16 protein-coding genes are annotated in these 19361 nt (G+C 67.0%); 4 read left to right on the top strand and 12 right to left on the bottom strand.

The features are described from left to right. Position 1: 1 nt before the first annotated feature. Both ASE67_RS14970 and ASE67_RS14965 read right to left on the bottom strand, forming a co-directional pair. Positions 2-1483 carry a circularly permuted type 2 ATP-grasp protein gene (locus ASE67_RS14970; protein ID WP_055763211.1) on the bottom strand — a complete coding sequence of 494 codons (1482 nt, stop codon included), beginning with the start codon at positions 1481-1483 and terminating at the stop codon, positions 2-4. Positions 1484-1561: 78 nt separating this feature from the next. Next, entirely contained in the window at positions 1562-3577 is a 2016-nt protein-coding gene (locus tag ASE67_RS14965; protein WP_055763209.1) for a protein-disulfide reductase DsbD family protein, read from the bottom strand. Positions 3578-3630: 53 nt separating this feature from the next. Between ASE67_RS14965 and ASE67_RS14960 the strand changes: the two genes are divergently transcribed. Continuing rightward, positions 3631-5301 (top strand): alkaline phosphatase family protein, encoded by a 1671-nt coding sequence (locus ASE67_RS14960; protein WP_055763206.1) that lies wholly within the window; start codon positions 3631-3633, stop codon positions 5299-5301. Positions 5302-5308: 7 nt separating this feature from the next. On the opposite strand, the gene ASE67_RS14955 is transcribed toward ASE67_RS14960, so the two are convergent. The 5 genes from ASE67_RS14955 to ASE67_RS14935 form a co-directional block, all read right to left on the bottom strand. Continuing rightward, positions 5309-6538 (bottom strand): hypothetical protein, encoded by a 1230-nt coding sequence (locus ASE67_RS14955; RefSeq protein ID WP_055763203.1) that lies wholly within the window; start codon positions 6536-6538, stop codon positions 5309-5311. Positions 6539-6585: 47 nt separating this feature from the next. After that, entirely contained in the window at positions 6586-7527 is a 942-nt protein-coding gene (locus tag ASE67_RS14950) for a hypothetical protein (protein WP_055763198.1), read from the bottom strand. Between the two features lie 88 nt (positions 7528-7615). Further along, on the bottom strand, positions 7616-7894 hold the full coding sequence (locus tag ASE67_RS14945; protein ID WP_055763647.1) for an integration host factor subunit beta: 279 nt from the start codon (positions 7892-7894) through the stop codon (positions 7616-7618). A gap of 171 nt (positions 7895-8065) precedes the next feature. Next, positions 8066-9769, bottom strand: a complete 1704-nt coding sequence (gene rpsA / locus ASE67_RS14940) for a 30S ribosomal protein S1 (RefSeq protein ID WP_055763195.1) — start codon at positions 9767-9769, stop codon at positions 8066-8068. Between the two features lie 414 nt (positions 9770-10183). Further along, the gene (locus tag ASE67_RS14935; RefSeq protein WP_055763192.1) at positions 10184-11860 is read right to left on the bottom strand and encodes a DEAD/DEAH box helicase; all 1677 of its coding nucleotides are present in this window, start codon (positions 11858-11860) and stop codon (positions 10184-10186) included. A gap of 166 nt (positions 11861-12026) precedes the next feature. Here ASE67_RS14935 and msrB point away from each other — a divergent pair, with 166 nt between their 5' ends. After that, positions 12027-12512 (top strand): peptide-methionine (R)-S-oxide reductase MsrB, encoded by a 486-nt coding sequence (gene msrB, locus ASE67_RS14930; RefSeq protein ID WP_055763188.1) that lies wholly within the window; start codon positions 12027-12029, stop codon positions 12510-12512. A 62-nt stretch (positions 12513-12574) separates the two neighbouring features. Here the strand turns inward: msrB and ASE67_RS14925 are convergent, their stop codons facing one another. Beyond that, positions 12575-13153, bottom strand: a complete 579-nt coding sequence (locus tag ASE67_RS14925) for a CHAP domain-containing protein (protein ID WP_082457173.1) — start codon at positions 13151-13153, stop codon at positions 12575-12577. Between the two features lie 338 nt (positions 13154-13491). Between ASE67_RS14925 and ASE67_RS14920 the strand changes: the two genes are divergently transcribed. Then, complete coding sequence (locus ASE67_RS14920) at positions 13492-14043, top strand: hypothetical protein (protein WP_055763185.1); 552 nt, start codon at positions 13492-13494, stop codon at positions 14041-14043. A 21-nt stretch (positions 14044-14064) separates the two neighbouring features. Here ASE67_RS14920 and ASE67_RS18275 read toward each other — a convergent pair whose 3' ends face one another. From ASE67_RS18275 to ASE67_RS14900, 4 genes are read right to left on the bottom strand one after another with little or no spacing between them, the layout of a single operon-like run. Beyond that, positions 14065-14802 carry an extensin-like domain-containing protein gene (locus ASE67_RS18275; RefSeq protein ID WP_055763182.1) on the bottom strand — a complete coding sequence of 246 codons (738 nt, stop codon included), beginning with the start codon at positions 14800-14802 and terminating at the stop codon, positions 14065-14067. Then, the gene (locus tag ASE67_RS18270; protein ID WP_055763180.1) at positions 14799-15512 is read right to left on the bottom strand and encodes an NUDIX hydrolase; all 714 of its coding nucleotides are present in this window, start codon (positions 15510-15512) and stop codon (positions 14799-14801) included. Before ASE67_RS18270 ends, ASE67_RS18275 begins: the two co-directional genes overlap by 4 nt. After that, the gene (locus ASE67_RS14905) at positions 15509-16747 is read right to left on the bottom strand and encodes a hypothetical protein (protein WP_055763645.1); all 1239 of its coding nucleotides are present in this window, start codon (positions 16745-16747) and stop codon (positions 15509-15511) included. Before ASE67_RS14905 ends, ASE67_RS18270 begins: the two co-directional genes overlap by 4 nt. 8 nt (positions 16748-16755) lie before the next feature. Then, the gene (locus ASE67_RS14900) at positions 16756-18084 is read right to left on the bottom strand and encodes an MFS transporter (RefSeq protein WP_055763177.1); all 1329 of its coding nucleotides are present in this window, start codon (positions 18082-18084) and stop codon (positions 16756-16758) included. A gap of 131 nt (positions 18085-18215) precedes the next feature. Here ASE67_RS14900 and cyoA point away from each other — a divergent pair, with 131 nt between their 5' ends. Then, on the top strand, positions 18216-19361 hold the full coding sequence (gene cyoA / locus ASE67_RS14895) for a ubiquinol oxidase subunit II (RefSeq protein ID WP_200922240.1): 1146 nt from the start codon (positions 18216-18218) through the stop codon (positions 19359-19361).

The following is a 19361-nucleotide window of genomic DNA, read 5'->3' as shown; positions in this document are numbered from 1 at the left end:
GTCAGCGCCCTCCCTGGGATTGGCTCATGCCGCCCAGCGATTGCGACTGGACCGGGCCGTCGTCGAGCAGCACGAAACTGTCCTTCGTCCCGCCGCCCTGGCTGGAATTGACGACCAGCGATCCTTCCTTCAGCGCGACGCGGGTCAGACCGCCGGGCACCACCTGCACCGTTTCCGCACCGGTCAGCACGAACGGGCGGAAATCGACATGGCGCGGGGCAAGACCCGCCTCGGTCAGCGTCGGCACGGTCGACAGCGCGAGCGTCGGCTGCGCGATATAACGCTGCGGCTCAGCGATCAGCGCGCGGCGGAATTCCTCGATCTCGGCCTTCGAAGCGGTCGGGCCGACCAGCATCCCATAGCCGCCCGATCCGTCGACCAGCTTCACCACCACTTCGTCCAGATGGTCGAGGACGTATTTCAGCGCCTCGGGCTCGCGACAGCGCCACGTCTCGACATTGGGGAGCAGCGGTTCGCTCTCGGCGTAGAATCGCACGATTTCGGGCATGTAGCTGTAGATCGCCTTGTCGTCGGCGATGCCGTTGCCCGGCGCGTTGACCAACGCGACATTGCCCGCGCGATACGCGCCGATCAGGCCCGGCACACCCAACAGCGATTCGGGCCGGAACACGACCGGATCGATGAAGTCGTCGTCGATCCGGCGATAGATGACATCGACCCGCACCCGCCCGGCAATGGTCTGCATCCATACCACATCGTCATCGACCAGCAGGTCGGCCGGCTCGACCAGTTCGACGCCCATCGAATCGGCAAGGAAGCTGTGCTCGTAATAGGCGGAATTGAAATGCCCCGGCGTCAGCACGACGCAGGTCGGGTGTGCACCCGCCCCCGGCGGGGCGACCGATCGCATCGTCTCCAGCAGCTTGTCGGGATAGCTGTCGACCGCCGCCACGCGGAACTTGCGAAACAGTTCTGGGCACAGCCGGATCATTGCTTCGCGATTTTCCAGCATGTACGACACACCCGACGGCGTGCGGGCATTGTCCTCCAGCACGTAAAATTCGTCCGGGCCGGTGCGGACGAGATCGATGCCGCAGATATGCGCCCAGACACCGTGCGGCGGGCGGATGCCGGCGATTTCCGGGCGGAACTGGCTGTTGCAGAAGATCAGGTCGGGCGGCAGCACCCCGGCCTTCAGGATGCGGCGCTCGCCATAGATGTCGTCGAGAAAGGCGTTGATCGCCTGCGTCCGCTGGATCAGCCCCTGCGACAGACGGGCCCATTCATCGGCCATGAACACGCGCGGCACGATATCGAATGGGATGATCCGCTCCGCCGCCTCGCTGTCGCCATAGACGGCGAAGGTGATGCCCAGCTGGCGAAAGGTCGCTTCGGCGGATTGCAGGCGGCGTTTCAGCTCATGGGGTGGCACCTCGCGCATCCATCGTGCCAGTGCCGCCAGGTCGGTACGCGGTTGATCCGGCCCGCCATGTCCCCAAATTTCGTCGAACGCCTGCCCCATTCAATCCCCAACGCCGCCTGACGGATAATGCTCCGTATGCTGCGCTGCGAAATCGGGGCTGGCAAGCGGGTATGCGCGCTATCGTACCAATTCGGTCAGGGTTGCCGGCGTCAGCACCTGCGGCAGCACGCGCGCGTCGTTCTGGCCCGGCGCATACCACAGATAGAGCGGCACCCCGGCGCGGTTATGCCCTTCGATGAAGCGGCCGAGCACGGGGTCGCCATCGGTCCAGTCGCCCACCAGCACCTTGACCCCGCCCTTGGCAAAGGCATCGGCGACCGCCTGCGTCTCGATCGCGGCACGTTCGTTGACCTTGCAGGTCAGGCACCAGTCGGCGGTGAAGTACGCGAAGACCGGCTTGCCCTCTGCCCGGAGCGCCGCCAGCCGTGCCTCGCTGAACGGCTCGGCCCCGGCGATGCCGGTCGACGCGGCCCCGGCGGGCGGTGCGCGCTGCACCAGCGCGGCGCTCGCCACCGCCAGCACCAGCGCGGCGATCCCCGGCCACCATGCCCGTTCGCGCCCGCGCAGCTGCCGCCGCCCGGTCCACCACAGGCCCAGCCCGGCGAGCAGCAGCGCCCCCAGCCCCAGCGCCATGCCGTCGACCCCGGCCTGCCGCCCCAAGATCCACGCCAGCGCCAGCGCGGTCAGGAACATCGGCACCGACAGGCCTTTACGAAACACATCCATCCACGCGCCGGGCTTGGGCAGGCGACGGCGCAGCGCCGGCACGAACCCCAGCAACAGGAACGGCAGCGCGAGGCCGAGGCCCAGCCCGGCGAATACCGCCATCGCCGCAACCGGTGGCAGGACCAGCGCCGATCCTAGCGCCGCGCCCATGAACGGCCCGGTGCACGGCGTCGCGACGAACGCCGCCAGTGCGCCGGTAGCGAACGCCCCGCCCCGCCCGCTGCGGTTGCCGACCTGCGGCGTCGGCAGCTCGAACAGCCCAGCCAGGTTCAGCGCAATCCCGCCGGTCAGGACCAGCAGCAGCAATACGACGCGCGGATCGGTCAGCTGGAACGCCCACCCCGCTGCGACACCCGCCGCGCGGATCGCCAGCAGGATGCCGCCCAGCGCCATGCAGGTTACGATCGCCCCGGCGGTATAGGCCACGCCCTCCGCCCGGGCATGCGCCGCCGACTCGCCCGACCGCGCGAGGCTCAGCGCCTTCAGGCTCAGGATCGGAAAGACGCACGGCATGATGTTGAGCAGCAGCCCGCCCAGCAGCGCCCCGGCAAAGGCGGTCAGCGCGGCGCGAACCGGCGCCGGTTCGGCCGCCGCTGCGACCGTGCCGGGGGTCGCGCGAATGGCGAAACCCTGCCCCGGGCCGGTTGCCAGCACGCCCTCGATCACCGCCGGCTTGCCCGCCCCTTTCGTTTCGATCACCAGCGCGTCGCCATCGCGCCGGATGAGCTGCGGCGCATCGTAATCGATCGCATTTTCGGTTTCGGGAAAGAAATAAGCGTCGCCGATCGCCTGCGATGCCGGGAACGGCACGCGCAGCCGCAGCGGTTCGCCTGCCTGGAACACCGCCGGCGACCCCAGCGGCCGGGGTAGTGCACGCCGCCATCCGTCGAACTCGGCACGGCGTTCGGCACCGACCGCCCCGTCGCCGATGGTTAGCATCGTCGACAGCTCGGCCTTTTCGGGCACGCAGATTTCGCGGGTGCAGACCAGATAATCGATGGCGAGGCGCACCGGCACCATGCTCCCCTTCGCCAGCCCGGCGGGCAGCTCGAGGTCGGTCAGGATCGTCCAGGGGCGTTCATAGACATAGTTGATGATCCCGGCGACGGTCAGCCGTTCGGGCACGGGGTAGCGCAGCGGGGCGACCCGCGCGCCTGCCGGCAGCGTCCAGTCGAGTCGCGGCTGGGTTCCGACCGCGCCCGGATTCTTCCAGTATCCATGCCATCCCGCATCGGGGACCGACACCAGCGCCAGCGTGACCCGCGATCCGACCGCCGGCGTGTCGCTTTCGGCGACGATCCGCATCTGGACATGCCGCTGCCCCGGCACCTGCGCCATGGCGGGCAGCGCCGCTAGGAAGGCTGAAAGGATGACGATGAGTCGCCACAGCGTTCTTGCCGGTGTCATGTACGCCCGGTAGCGGAGTTTGGAGACGGATGCACCGTCCGCGGAGTTCACCGATGCGTTTCCTGACCCTCGCCGCGCTGCTGCTCGGCACCGCCGCCCCCGCCCTGGCGCAGAGCGCCGCGCCCGCCCCGGCGCCGACCGACGTGCCGGTGCCGCCGACCTATCCGGCGACGCTCCCCAAGCTGATCGTCGCGATCTCGGTCGATCAATTCTCCGCCGACCTGTTCGCCGAATATCGCGCGCGCTTCACCGGCGGGTTCGTGCGGATGATGCAGGGCGCGGTGTTTCCCTCGGGCTATCAAAGCCACGCCGCGACCGAGACCTGCCCCGGCCATTCGACGATCCTGACCGGCGCCCGCCCGGCGCGCACCGGGATCATCGCCAATGACTGGATCGATCAGCGCAGCACGAACCGCCCGGACCACAAGGTCTATTGCGCCGAGGACGAGCGCGTCGCGGGTTCGACCTTCAAGGACTATACCGTGTCCGACACGCACCTGATGGTGCCAACGCTGGGCGAACGGATGAAAGCCGCCGACCCGCGCACCCGCGTCGTATCGGTCGCCGGAAAAGACCGCGCGGCGGTGATGATGGGCGGGCACAAGGTCGACGAGCTGTGGTGGTTCGGCAAGGACGGCTTCACCAGCTATGCCGGGCGCAAAATGCCGCCGGTGGTCGCCCGCGCCAACGCCGCAGTGACAAAGCAGATCGCGACCGCGCAGCCGCCAATGACGCTGCCAACCTTTTGCCAGCCGCTCGCCCGCGCCGTATCGGTCGCCGGCAAGACGATCGGCACCGGCCGCTTCGCGCGCGACGCGGGCGACGTGAACAATTTCCGCCGCTCGCCCGAATATGACGCTGCCGTCCTCGCGCTCGCCGCCGGGCTTATCCAGGACATGAAGCTGGGCCGGGGACCGCAGACCGACATCATCTCGATCGGCGCGTCGGCCACCGATTATGTCGGCCACGGCTATGGCACCGAAGGCAGCGAGATGTGCCTGCAGCTGACCTCGCTCGACCAGAGCCTTGGCGAATTCTTCAAGGTGCTGGACGCGACCGGCGTCGATTATCAGGTCGTGCTGACCGCCGACCATGGCGGCAGCGATGCCAGCGAACGCCATGCGGAACACGCGATTCCGCAGGCGGTGCGACAGGACGGCGAACTGACCGTCGAGGGGATCGGTGCAGCGATCGGCGAGAAGCTCGGCATCCCCGGCCCGGTGCTGTTCGGCGCGGTCAATGGCGATGTCTGGTACGATATCAAGCTGACCCCGGCGCAGAAGGCTGCGGTCGAGCGCGAGGCGATCGCGATGTTCGCCGCGCATCCGCAGACGCAGGCGGTCTTCACCCGTGCGCAGATCCTCGCGACGACCGTGCCGAACACCCCGCCCGAAACCTGGACGCTGATCGAGCGCGCCCGCGCCTCCTATTACCCGCCGCGCTCCGGCGACCTGCTGGTGGCGATGAAGCCGCGCGTGCTGACGCTGCCGCATCCGGTGGTCGGCAGTGCGGTCGCGACGCATGGCAGCTTCTGGGACTATGACCGGCGCGTGCCGATCCTGTTCTGGCGCAAGGGGGCCGGCGGGTTCGAGGAGCCGTTCGGCGTGGAGACGGTCGACATCCTGCCGACGCTGGCCGCGACGATCGGGCTGAACGTGCCGAAGAACGAGATCGACGGCCGCTGCCTCGACCTCAATCCGGGTACGGGATCAACCTGCAAGTAACCCCGCCTTATCGCAGCACCAACTCCGCCGTCGCCGCCGACGCCGCATCCATCCGCTCCTCCAGCGAACGGCGGATCGCGGCGGCGGTGCGCGGGACCTTGCCGGCAAACGCCGCCCGGCCGTTGACGGTCACCCGCACCGGCCGATCGAGATCGACCAGTTTGTCCGACAGGCGCAGCGTCAGCCCGGCGGGCACCGCGCCCTCGATCGTGATCGCCTGCCCCTCGACCCGCGCGTCGATCCGGTCGCCCGCCTTGGCCTGGCTCCCATCGGGGAGTTGCAGCCAATAGAAGCGGTCATGGGTCACGTCGTCCTGCACCCACACGATCCGCTTCGGCCACGGATTGCGGGTAAACTGCGCCATCCATGGCAAGGCTTCGGCATCCTTGCGGTTCATCCAGTGCGGCAGGCCCGGATAGATACGCGTCATCGACACATAGCCACCCGGATCGGCCGCATGCAGCTTGTCCAGCTCCGCCCCCTTTTCCGCCGCGATCCGGTTGCGATCATAGGCGGCGTCCGCCCCGCCCATGAAGATCGCGAACGGCAGGTTGCGAAGGCCCGCGACGCCGGCCTCGTTCGGATGGCCCGCCATCATCGCCGCCGCCGCAAACCGGTCCGCCATGCGCGGCGCCAGCTGCCACACGCCGTCACCCCCGGCCGAATAGCCGAGCAGGTAAACGCGATTGGGATCGACGCCGTTGATCGCGACCTGCGCATCGATCAGCCGCTGGAACAGCGGGTCGATATGCGCCTCGTGCCACAAATTCCACGTATCCGTCGGTGCGCGGGGCGCAAGGTAGATGCCCTCTGCCGGCTGATAGAGCCCGATCTGGTTGCGCCATTGCTGGTCGTTGACCGCCGGCGCGGCATTGCCGCCGCCATGCATGGAAATCCACAGGCTGCGCTTGCCGAACGGGGCATTGCCGAACGTCCTGCTTTCCCACCGGAGCGTCTTGTCGCCGAGCGTGATCGCCTTTGCCGCCATCGCTTGGCGGCCGTCGGTCGCAACGCTGCGCGCACGCGCGGCAGCCAGCAGGTCGACAGCGGCGTCCGCCTCTGCCTTTGACAAGGATCGGCGCAGGACCGGCGCATCGCTCCACCGCACGGCATCGGGCTGCATCGTCCATTGGGACAGTGCGTTCAGGACTTTCACAGGCGGCGACTGCCGCGGTGCGGGCACCGCCGGCGTGGCAAGCAGGATCACGAGCGGCGCAAGGGCGAAACGATGATGCATGGATGCACGACTATCGCGGATCGGGCGACACCCGAAGCGGAAAGCGATCAGCGCGTTTCGAACTTTCTGACCCCCGGCCCCAACCGGTTCGCGCCGACCGCGACGCCATCGCCGGTATAGTCGGCGACGAACGCCGGGCTCTTGTCCATGCCGGGGGCCAGCCGTGCGTCGTTGTCCTCGACCTTCAGACCCCGCGCCGGGAAGGTGTGCTTTTCCGCGCCGACGACGATGAAGCCGGTCCAGTTCTCCTTCGCCTTGCCCTGGACAAAGGTATTGCGCGCAATCAGCCCGGTGGCCCCTTCGGGCAGGTCGATCATGTAATTGGTCTTGCTGCCCCGGCTGTCGTCGAAGCTGGAATCGGCGATTTCGATTCGTGGCGCGCGGATCTTCACATAATGACCGCCGGTGCCGCGTTCGAACCGCGAGCGGGTAATGGTGATCGACCCGTTATTGCCGAGATATACCGAATGCGAGCAATCGGTCGTCTCGTCGCACTGCCCCAGCCCGGCAAAGGTCGAACGGTCGATGACGATGCGCTGCTGCCCTTCCGGATTGCCGCCGAGGATACCTTCCTGGCTGTCGAGGAAGGTCGAATTGGTGACGGTCAGGTCGCCGATCTCGGTTCGGATACCCGCGCCATTGCCATCGGGTACGCGGATGCGGCGGAACACGATGCCGTCGACCGTGGAACGCCGCCCGCGCAGGACGAACGTCGCCTTTTCCTCGCACGCGCCGCCGTCGAAGATCACCGTGCCGGGCGTGCGGGCGCGATAGGTGATGTCGCCGCCGGTCTGCACCGTGCAATCGCGATAGGTGCCCGGCGCGATCAGGATCGTCGCCGTCCCGTCGCGCACCGCCGTCACCGCCGCGTCGATCGTCGCAAAGCCCTCGCCGGTCTGTTCGATCACGAACGGGGCGCTGCGCTGTTGCGCGGGGAGCGGTGCGGCCAGCAGCACCAGTGCGAATGGCAGCAGTAAACGGGCGGTCATCGGCCGGTCCTTTGTCGGTTCCGGCCCTGACATGCGCCAGCGGCACCGCGCGCGAAAGGGGGCAAATCCGTCCCGGCGCGGTACGCCGTCAGACGTTCAGACGCGCGCGCATTTCCTTGCCCGGCTTGAAATAGGGAACGCGCTTGGCATCGACGTCGACCGCTTCGCCGGTGCGCGGGTTGCGGCCGGTGCGGGCATCGCGCGCACGGGTCGAAAATGCACCAAAACCGCGCAGTTCGACGCGCCCGCCGCTGCGCAACTGTTCGGTGATCGCGTCGAAGAACGTCGCGACGATCCGCTCGACATCCCGCAGCGGCAATTCGGGATTTTCCTGTGCCACCTGCTGAACCAGTTCGGATCGGATCATCTTTTCCCCCGGCAATTCAAACGCATATCCCGCAACGGTGCGATCGGGACGCTCGGTTGCCCTAACCTATATTTATCAGACGGAACAATCCGCCTTTAGAATGAACGCAAAAACGGGGCGCTCCGATAGGGAGCACCCCGTTCCTGCTTCCGCCTGGACGGCGACTAAGGCTTACTTCTGTTCGCCGCGCGCCTTCAGCGCCTCGCCCAGAATGTCGCCCAGCGACGCGCCCGAGTCGGACGAACCGTACTGCGCAACGGCCTGCTTCTCTTCGGCGATCTGCATCGCCTTGATCGAGAAGGTCGGCTTCTTCGAACGATCGAAGCCGGTGACCATCGCGTCGAACTTCTGGCCGACCTGGAAACGCTCCGGACGCTGCTCGTCACGGTCGCGGCCGAGATCGGTGCGCTTGATGAAGCCGGTCGCGCCATCGTCGCCCTGCTGCACTTCGAGGCCCGCATCGCGGACTTCGAGCACGGTCACGGTCACGATCGCGTTCTTGTTCAGGCGATCACCCGCCTGTGCGGTGACCGGGCCACCACGCTCCAGCTGCTTCATGCCGAGCGAGATACGCTCCTTGTCCGGCTCGACCGCCAGCACGACGGCCTGAACCGTCTCGCCCTTGCGGTGCAGGTTGAGCGCGTCTTCGCCCGAAATGCCCCATGCGATGTCCGACATGTGGACCATGCCGTCGACGTCGCCGTCCAGACCGATGAACAGGCCGAATTCGGTGGCGTTCTTGACTTCGCCCTCAACGGTCGAACCGACGGGGTGATCTTCCGCGAACTTCTCCCACGGATTCGCCTGTGCCTGCTTGAGGCCCAGCGAGATGCGGCGCTTGTCCTGATCGACTTCCAGAACGATCACGTCGACTTCCTGCGAGGTCGAGACGATCTTGCCCGGATGGACGTTCTTCTTGGTCCAGCTCATTTCCGAAACGTGAACCAGGCCTTCGATGCCCGGCTCCAGTTCGACGAACGCACCATATTCGGTGATGTTCGTGACGCGGCCCGACAGCTTCGCGCCGACCGGATATTTGGCACCGGCGCCATCCCACGGATCGCTCTCAAGCTGCTTCATGCCGAGCGAGATGCGCTGCGTGTCGCGGTTGATGCGGATGATCTGAACGCGGACGGTGTCGCCGATGTTCAGCACTTCCGACGGATGACCGACGCGCTTGTACGACAGGTCGGTGACGTGCAGCAGGCCGTCGATGCCGCCCAGGTCCACGAACGCACCGTAGTCGGTGATGTTCTTGACCACGCCGTCGATCACCTGGCCTTCGGCCAGCGACTGGATCAGGCCCGAACGCTGCTCGGCGCGGGTTTCTTCCAGCACGGCGCGACGCGACACGACGATGTTACCGCGCTTGCGGTCCATCTTCAGGATCTGGAACGGCTGCGGGATGTCCATCAGCGGGGTGACGTCACGCACCGGACGGATATCGACCTGCGAACCCGGCAGGAACGCGACGGCGCCCGACAGATCGACGGTGAAGCCGCCCTTGACGCGACCGAAGATAACGCCTTCGACGCGCGCGGTCTTGGCGAATTCGGTTTCCAGCTTATCCCATGCGGCTTCGCGGCGGGCGCGGTCGCGGCTCAGCATCGCTTCGCCGTTCGCATTCTCGACGCGGTCGACATAGACTTCGACTTCGTCACCGACCTTCAGATCGGCCTTCTGGCCCGGCGCTGCGAATTCGCGCAGCGGCACGCGGCCTTCCGACTTCAGACCGACGTCGATGACCGCCAGGTCGTTTTCGATCCCGGTGACGGTGCCGATGACGACGCGGCCTTCGAAGCTTTCCGAAGCACCGAACATGTCGTCGAGCATCGACGCGAAATCGTCACGGGTGGGATTTGCCATGCTGGCCATATAACTCTTGGTTCCTAAACGTACTTGTTTCCGGCCGGCCGGTTGTCTCCGGCGGTCTTTGACCGGGATTGCCGCGCGCGCCGAATACGACGCGCGGCATCCGTCGAACCCGTCGTCACGAAAGGCTTGCCCCGGCTATGCGGAATGGGCGCGCACGCCCGGCCTTCGCGAGTCTGTGCTCGTCGAACCGGCGCGCCATACGCGTTTTCGGGTTGGCGCGCAACGGTAGAGGCCGGATCAGCCGAGCTTCGCACAAGGGTGGGCAGGCGCAAACAGGCTGCGTCATTGGCAGCCGCTCGCCGAACCAACGATCGTCATCACGGACAGCGATTTGGGCCGGACCAGCATTCGCTGTCCGGCCCTCACCCGCTCGATACCTGGACGTGAAAGACCCCCTTCACGCCAGGCGGAAGATCACCCGCGGCGCTGCGGGCGGTACGGCTTGGCCGAATGGCGCGGCGGGGCGCCGTTCGTGCGACGCTGCGGTGCAGCCGGCGGACCCGCCATCTGCTCGAACATCAGGTCGTCGTCGGGCGTCGCCGTTCGCTTGACCGATGCGATGAACTTGCCCGCGATTGCCTTGGGGATTTCGAAGGCCGATTCGTCATTGGCGATGCGGATCGCACCGATCTCACCCTTGGTGATGTGCCCGCGACGGCACAGCAGCGGCAACAGCCAGCGCGGGTCGGCATTGTGACGACGGCCGACATTCATGCGGAACCACACCGTATCCTCGAACCCCGGACGCGGCCCCTCCGCACGCTCGCGACGCTCGGGCGCGCCACCGGCCGACAGTTCCTCGGGAGCCGGGAGCTTGGCGCGATAGGCACGCACCAGCAGCGCAGCGATATCTTCCGGCGTCTTTTCGGTCAGCAGGCGTGCGCCCAGCTCGACATCGGCCTCGTCGAATTCGACCGGCTCGGCGAGCTTGGCGAGCAGGCGCTCGCGGTCGGCCGCATGGATTTCCTCGGGCGTCGGCACGCCGATCCACTCGGCGTTGATCTTCGCGTCGCGCAGCAGCCCCTCGACCCGGCGACGGCGCTGGAACGGCACGATCAGCGCGGCGATACCCTTCTTGCCCGCGCGACCGGTACGGCCCGAGCGGTGCTGGAGCGCTTCGGCATCGCGCGGCAGCTCGACGTGCACGACAAGGCTGAGCGACGGCAGATCGATGCCGCGCGCGGCGACGTCGGTCGCGACGCAGACGCGGGCGCGGCGGTCGCGCAGTGCCTGCAGCGCATGGTTGCGCTCCGACTGCGAATGCTCGCCCGACAGCGCAACAGCATCGAAGCCGCGCTCGACCAGGTTGGCGTGCAGGTGCCGCACCGCTTCGCGCGTGGCGCAGAACAGGAACGCGGTATCCGGCTCGTGCAGTCGCAGCAGGTTGACGACCGCATTCTCGATATCGTTCGGCGCGACGGTCATCGCCTGATAGCTGATGTCGCCATGACCACGCTCGGCCTCGCGCGTGTCGATGCGGAACGCGTCCTTCTGGTACCGTTTGGCCAGCGCGACGATCGGCTTGGCCAGCGTCGCCGAGAACAGCATCGTGCGACGTTCGGCGGGCGTGCGGTCGAGAATCCCTTCGAGATCCTCGCGAAAGCCCATGTCGAGCATCTCGTCGGCTTCGTCGAGGATCGCGACCTTCAGGCCCGACAGGTCGAGCGCGCCACGCTCGATATGGTCGCGCAGACGGCCGGGCGTGCCAACGACGATATGCGCGCCATGGCTCAGGTTGCGGCGTTCGCGCGCCGCGTCCATTCCGCCGACGCACGACACGATGCGCGCGCCGTTCTCGCCGTACAGCCATTGCAGTTCGCGCGCGACCTGCAGCGCCAGTTCGCGGGTCGGCGCGATGGCGAGGGCCAGCGGCGTGCCGGCGCGCGGCATCTTGTCCTCGGCGTCGAGCAGGTCGCGCGCCATCGCAAGGCCAAAGGCGACGGTCTTGCCCGAACCGGTCTGCGCGGACACCAGCAGGTCGCGCCCTTCGGCTTCGGGCGTGAGAACGGCCGCCTGGACGGCGGTCGGGGCTTCATAACCACGCGCGGAGAGCGCCGCGGCGAGCGGTTCGGGTAACGTCGAAAAAGGCATGGGGTGCCAAATGGCCCCAAATTGCGGCCACGGCAAGGCCGCGCGTATCGTTTACCATGCAACCGATACGGGAATTTGGCAAAAGATTTTCGTTTGTCGCGTTCCGTACCCCGATATTGCCGCCAGCCCACGCCTTTCCCACATCCGGTTCGAAAGGATTCGCGCCATGTCGATCGATCGCCGCCGCCTGCTCGAACTGACTGGAATGTCGGCGCTTGCCGCGCTGATCGGCTGTGCGCCGGACGCCAGCGAGGCGGCATCGACCTTCCCGTTCAAGCTGAGCGATGCCCAGTGGAAGGCCCGCCTGACCCCCGCCCAATATAATGTACTGCGGCAGGAAGGGACCGAACGCCCGTACAGCAGCCCGCTCAACGACGAAAAGCGCAAGGGCCTGTTCGGCTGCGCCGGCTGCGGACAGCCGCTGTTCCTGTCATCGACGAAGTTCGAGAGCGGCACGGGCTGGCCCAGCTTCTACGCGCCGCGCAAGGGCGCGGTCACGACCCGCACCGACCGGTCGCTGATGATGAGCCGCACCGAAGTATTGTGCAGCCGCTGCGGCGGGCATCTCGGCCATGTGTTCGACGATGGGCCGCCGCCAACCGGCAAGCGCTATTGCATGAACGGCGTTGCGATGACCTTCCGCCCGGGCTGAACGCGAAAAGGCCCGCCGCATGCTTCATGCGGCGGGCCTTTTGGCAGATCGGCGGGGATCGATCAGTTGTTGAGCGCGACGACCATCCGCGCCTGAACCGGCTGACCGCTGGCGCCGCCCGGTGCGGGGGCCGGCGGATCGGTCTTCACGATGACCAGCGGCGCATCCAGTTCGCTGCCGCGCGGCGCGTGCTTGGCATAGATGAAGCCGTTCGCATGGTAGGCCGAGGTACCGAGGCCACCCAGCGGGCCGAACCACACCTTCACTTCGCTCCAGTCGCCGGCGGCCGACACGTCGATCGCGCGAACGTCGCGCTCGATCCCGCCACGGCGCGACCAGTTGGCGTGGGTCAGCAGCACTTCGCGGTCGCTGACAACCTTCGAGACCATCGCGACGTGGCCGAGGCGCATCTTCGAAGTAGCAGCGAACGACAGGACGGCGCCTTCCTTGGGCGCATGGCCACGCTCATACTTGCCGGCAGCCTGGCCCCACCACGTATGGGCGTTGCCAAAAATTTCGACGCCCGAGATTTCGCGGGCATAGGGGGCGCATTGCCAGAACCGAGCCTGGGCCGGAGCCACCATCGCCAGAGCGCACGAAACCACCAGCGCGAAACGCGCTGCCACAGCACCAAAACTCATCTGACCCCCAGGCCCCACGAATGTCTTGAGCGGCATTGAGCAGGGTTTGCCGGCGGCGGAAACCCCACCCCTGCCCAAAAGGGAACCAATTCCGACGAAGCGTGTTTGCGCGGCGATGACCGGCGGATGAACCGAGTATCGCCGTTCGTTGCTCCCCCTGTTTCCGACGATCGCCCATCCCCGCGAATGCGACGAACCGCGTTACAGCAATATTGCAACGCAGCACAAAACCTGTTCGGATGTGTCGTCGATCGGGATTGCCGTGTTTCGTTCAGCAAGCCGTTAACTATTATCGGGCAATATCCGGTCGGTTGTAATCTTGGGCGGGGAGTTCAGAGATGGCGATTGCACGCAGGCCGGCCGAAGGCGCGATGACGCTGGCGGAGATGAAGGAGTTCGCGACGTTTTCCTCCGCGACGCAGCGTTATATCCGCCGCTCGCTCGATATCGGGCTGGACCGCGACGACGCGATGCGCCGCTGGTCGCGCGATGTGGTGGAGGCCGCGAGCATCCGTGCACAGGCCCGCATCTACGATCGCCTGCCCGACATTCGCGCCTGCATTCCCGAAGACAGCGGACTGGATTCGGTTGAACCATTCATGACGCCGCTGCTGACCGTCACCGCGTTCGATCTGGGCCAGGGGCGGCTGACGACCTTTGGCGCCTATCGCTTCCTCTACGAGCGGCTGGTCGGGCCGGAGGCGCGGCCATGGCTGCCCGCCGCCTTCTGCGCTTCGGCGGCGCTACCGCACCTCCATCCCGAACTGCGCCGTAAGCTGCTCCAGTCGCTCAGCGAAGCAGCGGCGACCGCATCGGGCTGGTCGATGCGCCAGCCTGCCTTCTATCCGGCGTGGGTCGAAAAGGTCGAAGCCGGCGCGCCGATGCACTGATCGGGCACGGGATTGGCGGGGTCAGCGACAGGCCCCGCCATACCCGCGCCGCGCCTGGTCAAAATGGAAATGGTCGCGGTGCGCGGCGTTGTAGTCGGGCGACAGGACGGTCGAGAAGACGCCGCACGCGCCATCGCGCACCTCGCGCAGGAACGCCGCCTTTTTGGCATCGTCGCGCCCCTTCCCCGCCGTCCAGTCGCCAACGACGCTCACCCGTCGCCCATCGCGCAGGACGAATGCAGCGATATCAAGGGCATTGGCGGTCGCATGCTCGCTGAACGCGCCGGTGTCGCGGCCATATAGCCGGCGGCAATTATAGCTGCCAAAATTCTCGATCCGGCTGACGGGCATGCCGAAATGCCGCTCTGCGGCGGGCTGCACGACCTGCCATTCCCACAGCGCCATCGCCGTCGCCACCCGGCACGACACGCCGACATCGGGCGTGATGGCAATCGTCCGCGATCCGCCGCTGCGCATCCGCACCGCATCGTCATAGCCGCATTGCCCGCCGCCCTCGCGCGGCGGCAAGGTAGTAAAGCGCACCCCCGCCGCATCCAGCAATGTCCGGCAGCCGGCGAAATCCCCCGCCAGATCGCCGATCTTGGCGCGGGTAAACATGCCGACTGGCTGCGACAGGTCGAGCGGCGTCCACGGCACGTCCTGCGGCCGGCTGCGGGTGAAGGCGTATAATGCAAAAGCAATCGCGGCGAGAAAGGCCAGCCAGACGAGGGTACGGATACCGGCCGACAGCGCCCTCACCCGCGCACCGCGCGATCGGTCGGCTGGGCGGTGACCGGATAGCCCAGATCGTCGGGGATGCAGACGAAGCTGCCCTCGGCCCGCTGCTCGATCCACGGCGTGATCGTTCGCACCGGCCAGCGCCGGGCATCGGCCAGGACCCCGGCGACGTCCCCCTGCGCCGCAAGCCGGGCGAGCACGCAGCGCGTGGGGAACAGCAAGGTCGCCTCTCCCCGATCCGCCGCGCGCAACGCATCGGCGGCGGTGATCCACAGCGTGCGGACATTCTCGGTCGCATCGACCCGCGCGGGCGGCGCGTCGCCGGGCAGCCGCGCGACATAGAAGCAGGTATCGAACACCCGCACCGGCATATGATCCGGTCGCCACCGGGCATAGGGGACGAGCGCGCCCGGATCGACCGGCGCCAGATCGCCGATCGTCGCGCCCCGTGCCAATGCCGCGCGCATCGCCGCCACATCGCCATCGACGCCGATCGCGATTCCCGCCTCCTCGATCGTCTCGCGGATTGCGGCCAGTCGCGGTGCAAGATCGCCATCGCCCATCGCCACCGCCAACGCCCGGTCGCCGGGGTCGATCCGCCCCCCGGGGAAGACCAGCGCCCCGCCAGCAAAGGCCATTGCCGCCGACCGTTCGACCATCAGGATTTCGGGCGCCCCCCCCGGGCGGTCGCGCAGCACGATCAGCGTGGCGGCAGGAATGGCTTGCGTCATCGGGGAGAGTTGGGAAGCGCCCCCGGCATTGTGAAGCCGCCCGGCGCGCGAACCAGTCGCCAGCCATCGGGCAGATAGTCGAGCGACATGTAATAATAGGAGACGCAGCTGCCGTCGGTACGATAGCTTGCACCCTTCAGCAGCCCGATCGCGGTAGTGCCGATGAACACCGGCCCGCCGCTGTCGCCGCCCTTGCACCCCGGCCCCGCCACCGCGACCCATGTCGGCAGGCAAGGACCGCCGCACAGGTCGCCCGACGGCGCGAAGTCGACCATCTCGACCTCGGCACAGCTATAGCCGCTATGCTCGCCCCGGTGGCAGACGATATCGCCGACCCGCGTGCCCGCCCGGCTGCGCTGTCCCTCGACCGGACGCGACATGGTGCGCGCGGCGTCGGAAAAGAAACGCGGCTGCACCGCTTCTGGGCTGGCGTTGACCTGCACGTCCTGAAACCCCCAGCCCCATTGGCCGATGAAGGTCAACGGCGTGCGCGTGCCGTCTTTCGCGACATGCTCCAGCGTATCGGGACAATGCGCGGCGGTGGCGATGCCGGTCTGCACGCCATCGGTAACGACGAAGCCGGTGGTGCAATAGAAACGCCGCCCGCTCACCGGATCGGGACCGATTAGCCGCGATCCGCCAACGACCTCGCCCGACAGGTCCAGTTCGGGTCGCCCGCTGGTTGCGATGCGGATGGGCACGCCGGTCAGCGCCTCAATCCGCCGTTTGAGTGCGGCGACATCGCCCGCCGCATCGCTCCCGCCGATCAGGACGACCAGTTCACCGCGCCGGGCATCGATGCCCAGCGCCGGCGGGCGCTGCACCATCGCCCGGATCGCGGCCTGGTGCCGGGTGATCGCGTCTAGTAATTGCGCGCGGGTGGCGGTCGCTCCGGTACGAAAACGGATCGGGATCGCCAGCCCGTCGATCGCGATCTGTCCATCGGCAACCGGGCGCGTACCGGTCAGCAGGACGCTGACCGCGCCATCGCGCTCGATCGCCGTACCGGCGACGCGATCGCGATATTCCCCCTCGATCCATTCGGTGACCGCAATGCTCGCCGCTTGCTTGCGTAGCAGCGTCAGCGCCTCGGCCGGATCGATGCCGCGCAGCCGCGCGACCTCTGCGGCGTCCTGCGCCAGCGCAGTATCGGCAGAAACGACGACGGCGGCGTCCTGCGCGGCGGCGGGTTGCCCCACCGCCAGCGCAAGCGCCGCCGTCAACACGCGCAGCATCGACCGGATCAATCGAGTCGGCGTGCCAGTTCCTTGTTCAGCGCCAGCGCCGCCAGTGTGCCAATCGCACCCGATGCCAGATACAGGCCCGATGCGAACAGCCCCAGCTTGTCGGCCAGCGCCAGCGCGACGAACGGCGCGAACCCTGCCCCGAACAGCCAGGCAAGATCCGACGTCAGCGCCGCACCGGTGTAGCGCGAATCCTTGGCGAAGTTCGCCGCCACCGTGCCCGACGACTGGCCAAACGACAGCCCGAGCAGGATGAAGCCGGTAATCATGAACGCGATCTCGCCCGCATCGCCGCCGTTCAGCAGCAGCGGCGCCAGGCCGGAAAACAGCGCGATGGCGATCGCGCCGATGCCCAGCAGCGTGCGCCGCCCGACATGATCGGCCAGCACCCCCGAGATGATGATCGCGAAGATGAAGAACAGCGCGCAGGCGGTCTCGATCCATAGGAAGCGTTCGATCGGCTGTTCGGTCTTCAGCAGAATCCACGACAGCGGGAACACGGTGACCATGTGGAACAGCGCGAAGCTGGCCAGCGGCACCAGCGCGCCGATCACGACCGTCTTCCACTCGCGCTTGACCGTCGGCAGCACCGGCGATGCCTTCAGTTCACGATTCTCGAACAGCGCAGTATATTCCGGCGTCACGACGATGCGCAGCCGCGCGAACAACGCCACGACGTTCAGCGCAAACGCGACGAAGAACGGATAGCGCCAGCCCCAGCTGATGAAATCCTCGGCACTCATATAGGCGGTGAAGAAGGCGAACAGCGCGCTTGCCACCATCAGGCCCAGCGGCGCGCCGAGCTGCGGGATCATCGCATACCAGCCACGCCGGTCCTGCGGCACGTTGAGCGCCAACAGCGAGGCGAGACCGTCCCACGCACCGCCGAGCGCAATCCCCTGCAGGATGCGAAGGCCCGCCAGCAGGATCGCCGACCACGCCCCGACCTGCGCGTATCCGGGCAGGAAGCCCATCGCCACCGTCGCGGTACCCAGCATGAACAGCGCGATGGTCAGCTTGGTGCCCCGCCCATGACGACGGTCGATCCACATGAACAGCAGCGTGCCCAGCGGCCGCGCGAAGAACGCCAACGGGAAGAGTGCAAACGAATAGAGCGTGCCGGTCAGCCGGTCGACATAGGGGAACATCAACTGCGGGAACACGATCACCGACGCGATCGCGTACACGAAGAAGTCGAAGAATTCCGACGTGCGCCCGATGATGACGCCGATGGCGATCTCTTCGGACTGAACGTTCACCTCGCCCGAGGCGTTGACGGCGCGGGCGTCGGCCTCGAGTTCGTGGGAATGGACGAAGGCCTCGGCCATAGGGACTCCAAACATGGCGCGCTGCACGCGCGGATAGGCAGAATATGCGCCCGTTATCGCAATGCACCAAACGCGGGGATAGGACAAAATGTCCTATCGCAGTGCAGCATCGCACGGCATAGGTCGCGCCCATGATCCTGCCCCGCTCGCTCCCGTGGCACCGGCCACTGCGTTCGCTCCTCCCGCTGGCGGCCCTGCCGCTGCTGGGCGGTTGTAACCTGGTCGTGCTCAATCCCGCCGGCGACGTCGCGCGCCAACAGGCCGACGTCGTGCTCATCTCGACCGGCCTTATGCTGCTCATCATCATTCCTGTGATGGCACTGACCGTCTGGTTCGCGTGGAAATACCGCGCGAGCAACGAGGAGGCGACGTACAAGCCCGATTGGGACCATTCGACCGCGCTCGAACTGGTCATCTGGTCCGGCCCGCTGCTGATCGTCATCGCGCTCGGCGCGCTGACCTGGATCAGCACCCACCTGCTCGACCCGTATCGCCCGATCGGGCAGATTTCGGCGGGCAAGCCGGTGCCCGAGGATCAGAAGCCGCTGGAGATCCAGGTCGTCTCGCTCGACTGGAAGTGGCTGTTTATCTATCCCGAACAGGGGATCGCGACGGTCAACCGCCTCGTCGTGCCAGTCGACCGCCAGGTGCGGTTCCGCCTGTCGTCGTCGTCGGTGATGAACACCTTCTACGTTCCTGCGATGGCCGGCATGATCTATACGATGCCGGGCATGGAAACGAAGCTGCATGCCGTGCTGAACAAGCCCGGCACGTTCGAGGGCATGTCGGCGCACTATAGCGGCGCCGGCTTCTCCTACATGAACTTCAAGACCACCAGCACCGATGCCGCCGGCTTCGACAAGTTCGTCGCGGGCGTGCGGGCGATGCCGAACCGCCTGAATACCCAGCGTTACCTCGAACTGGAAAAGCCCAGCGAAAAGGTACCGCCGATGGGCTTTGGCGGCGTCGAGCAGGGCCTGTTCACCCGTATCGTCCAGATGTGCGTCCAGCCCGGCACGCCGTGCATGACCGAGAGCATGGGCCATGGCGGCCACGGCTCGGCGGTCAACAGCCGACTGCCCGAAGGGGAGCGTACCAAGGGCGCGCTGGAAAAGGCACCATCGGAATATGGCGTCAGCCCACATAGCAGCGGCGACGCGCCGCAAGGATCGTCCGCCGCCCCCGGCGCCGCCGATCCGGGCAGTGACGCCAATCGCAACATGACCCGCATCGCGCCGCCCGCGATGCCGGGCCGTACCGCTCCGGCACTTGGCTGA

This window comes from Sphingomonas sp. Leaf23 (assembly GCF_001421585.1).
In the GTDB taxonomy this organism is placed as follows: Bacteria; Pseudomonadota; Alphaproteobacteria; order Sphingomonadales; family Sphingomonadaceae; genus Sphingomonas.
This window is presented reverse-complemented; position numbering and strand designations above follow the sequence as displayed.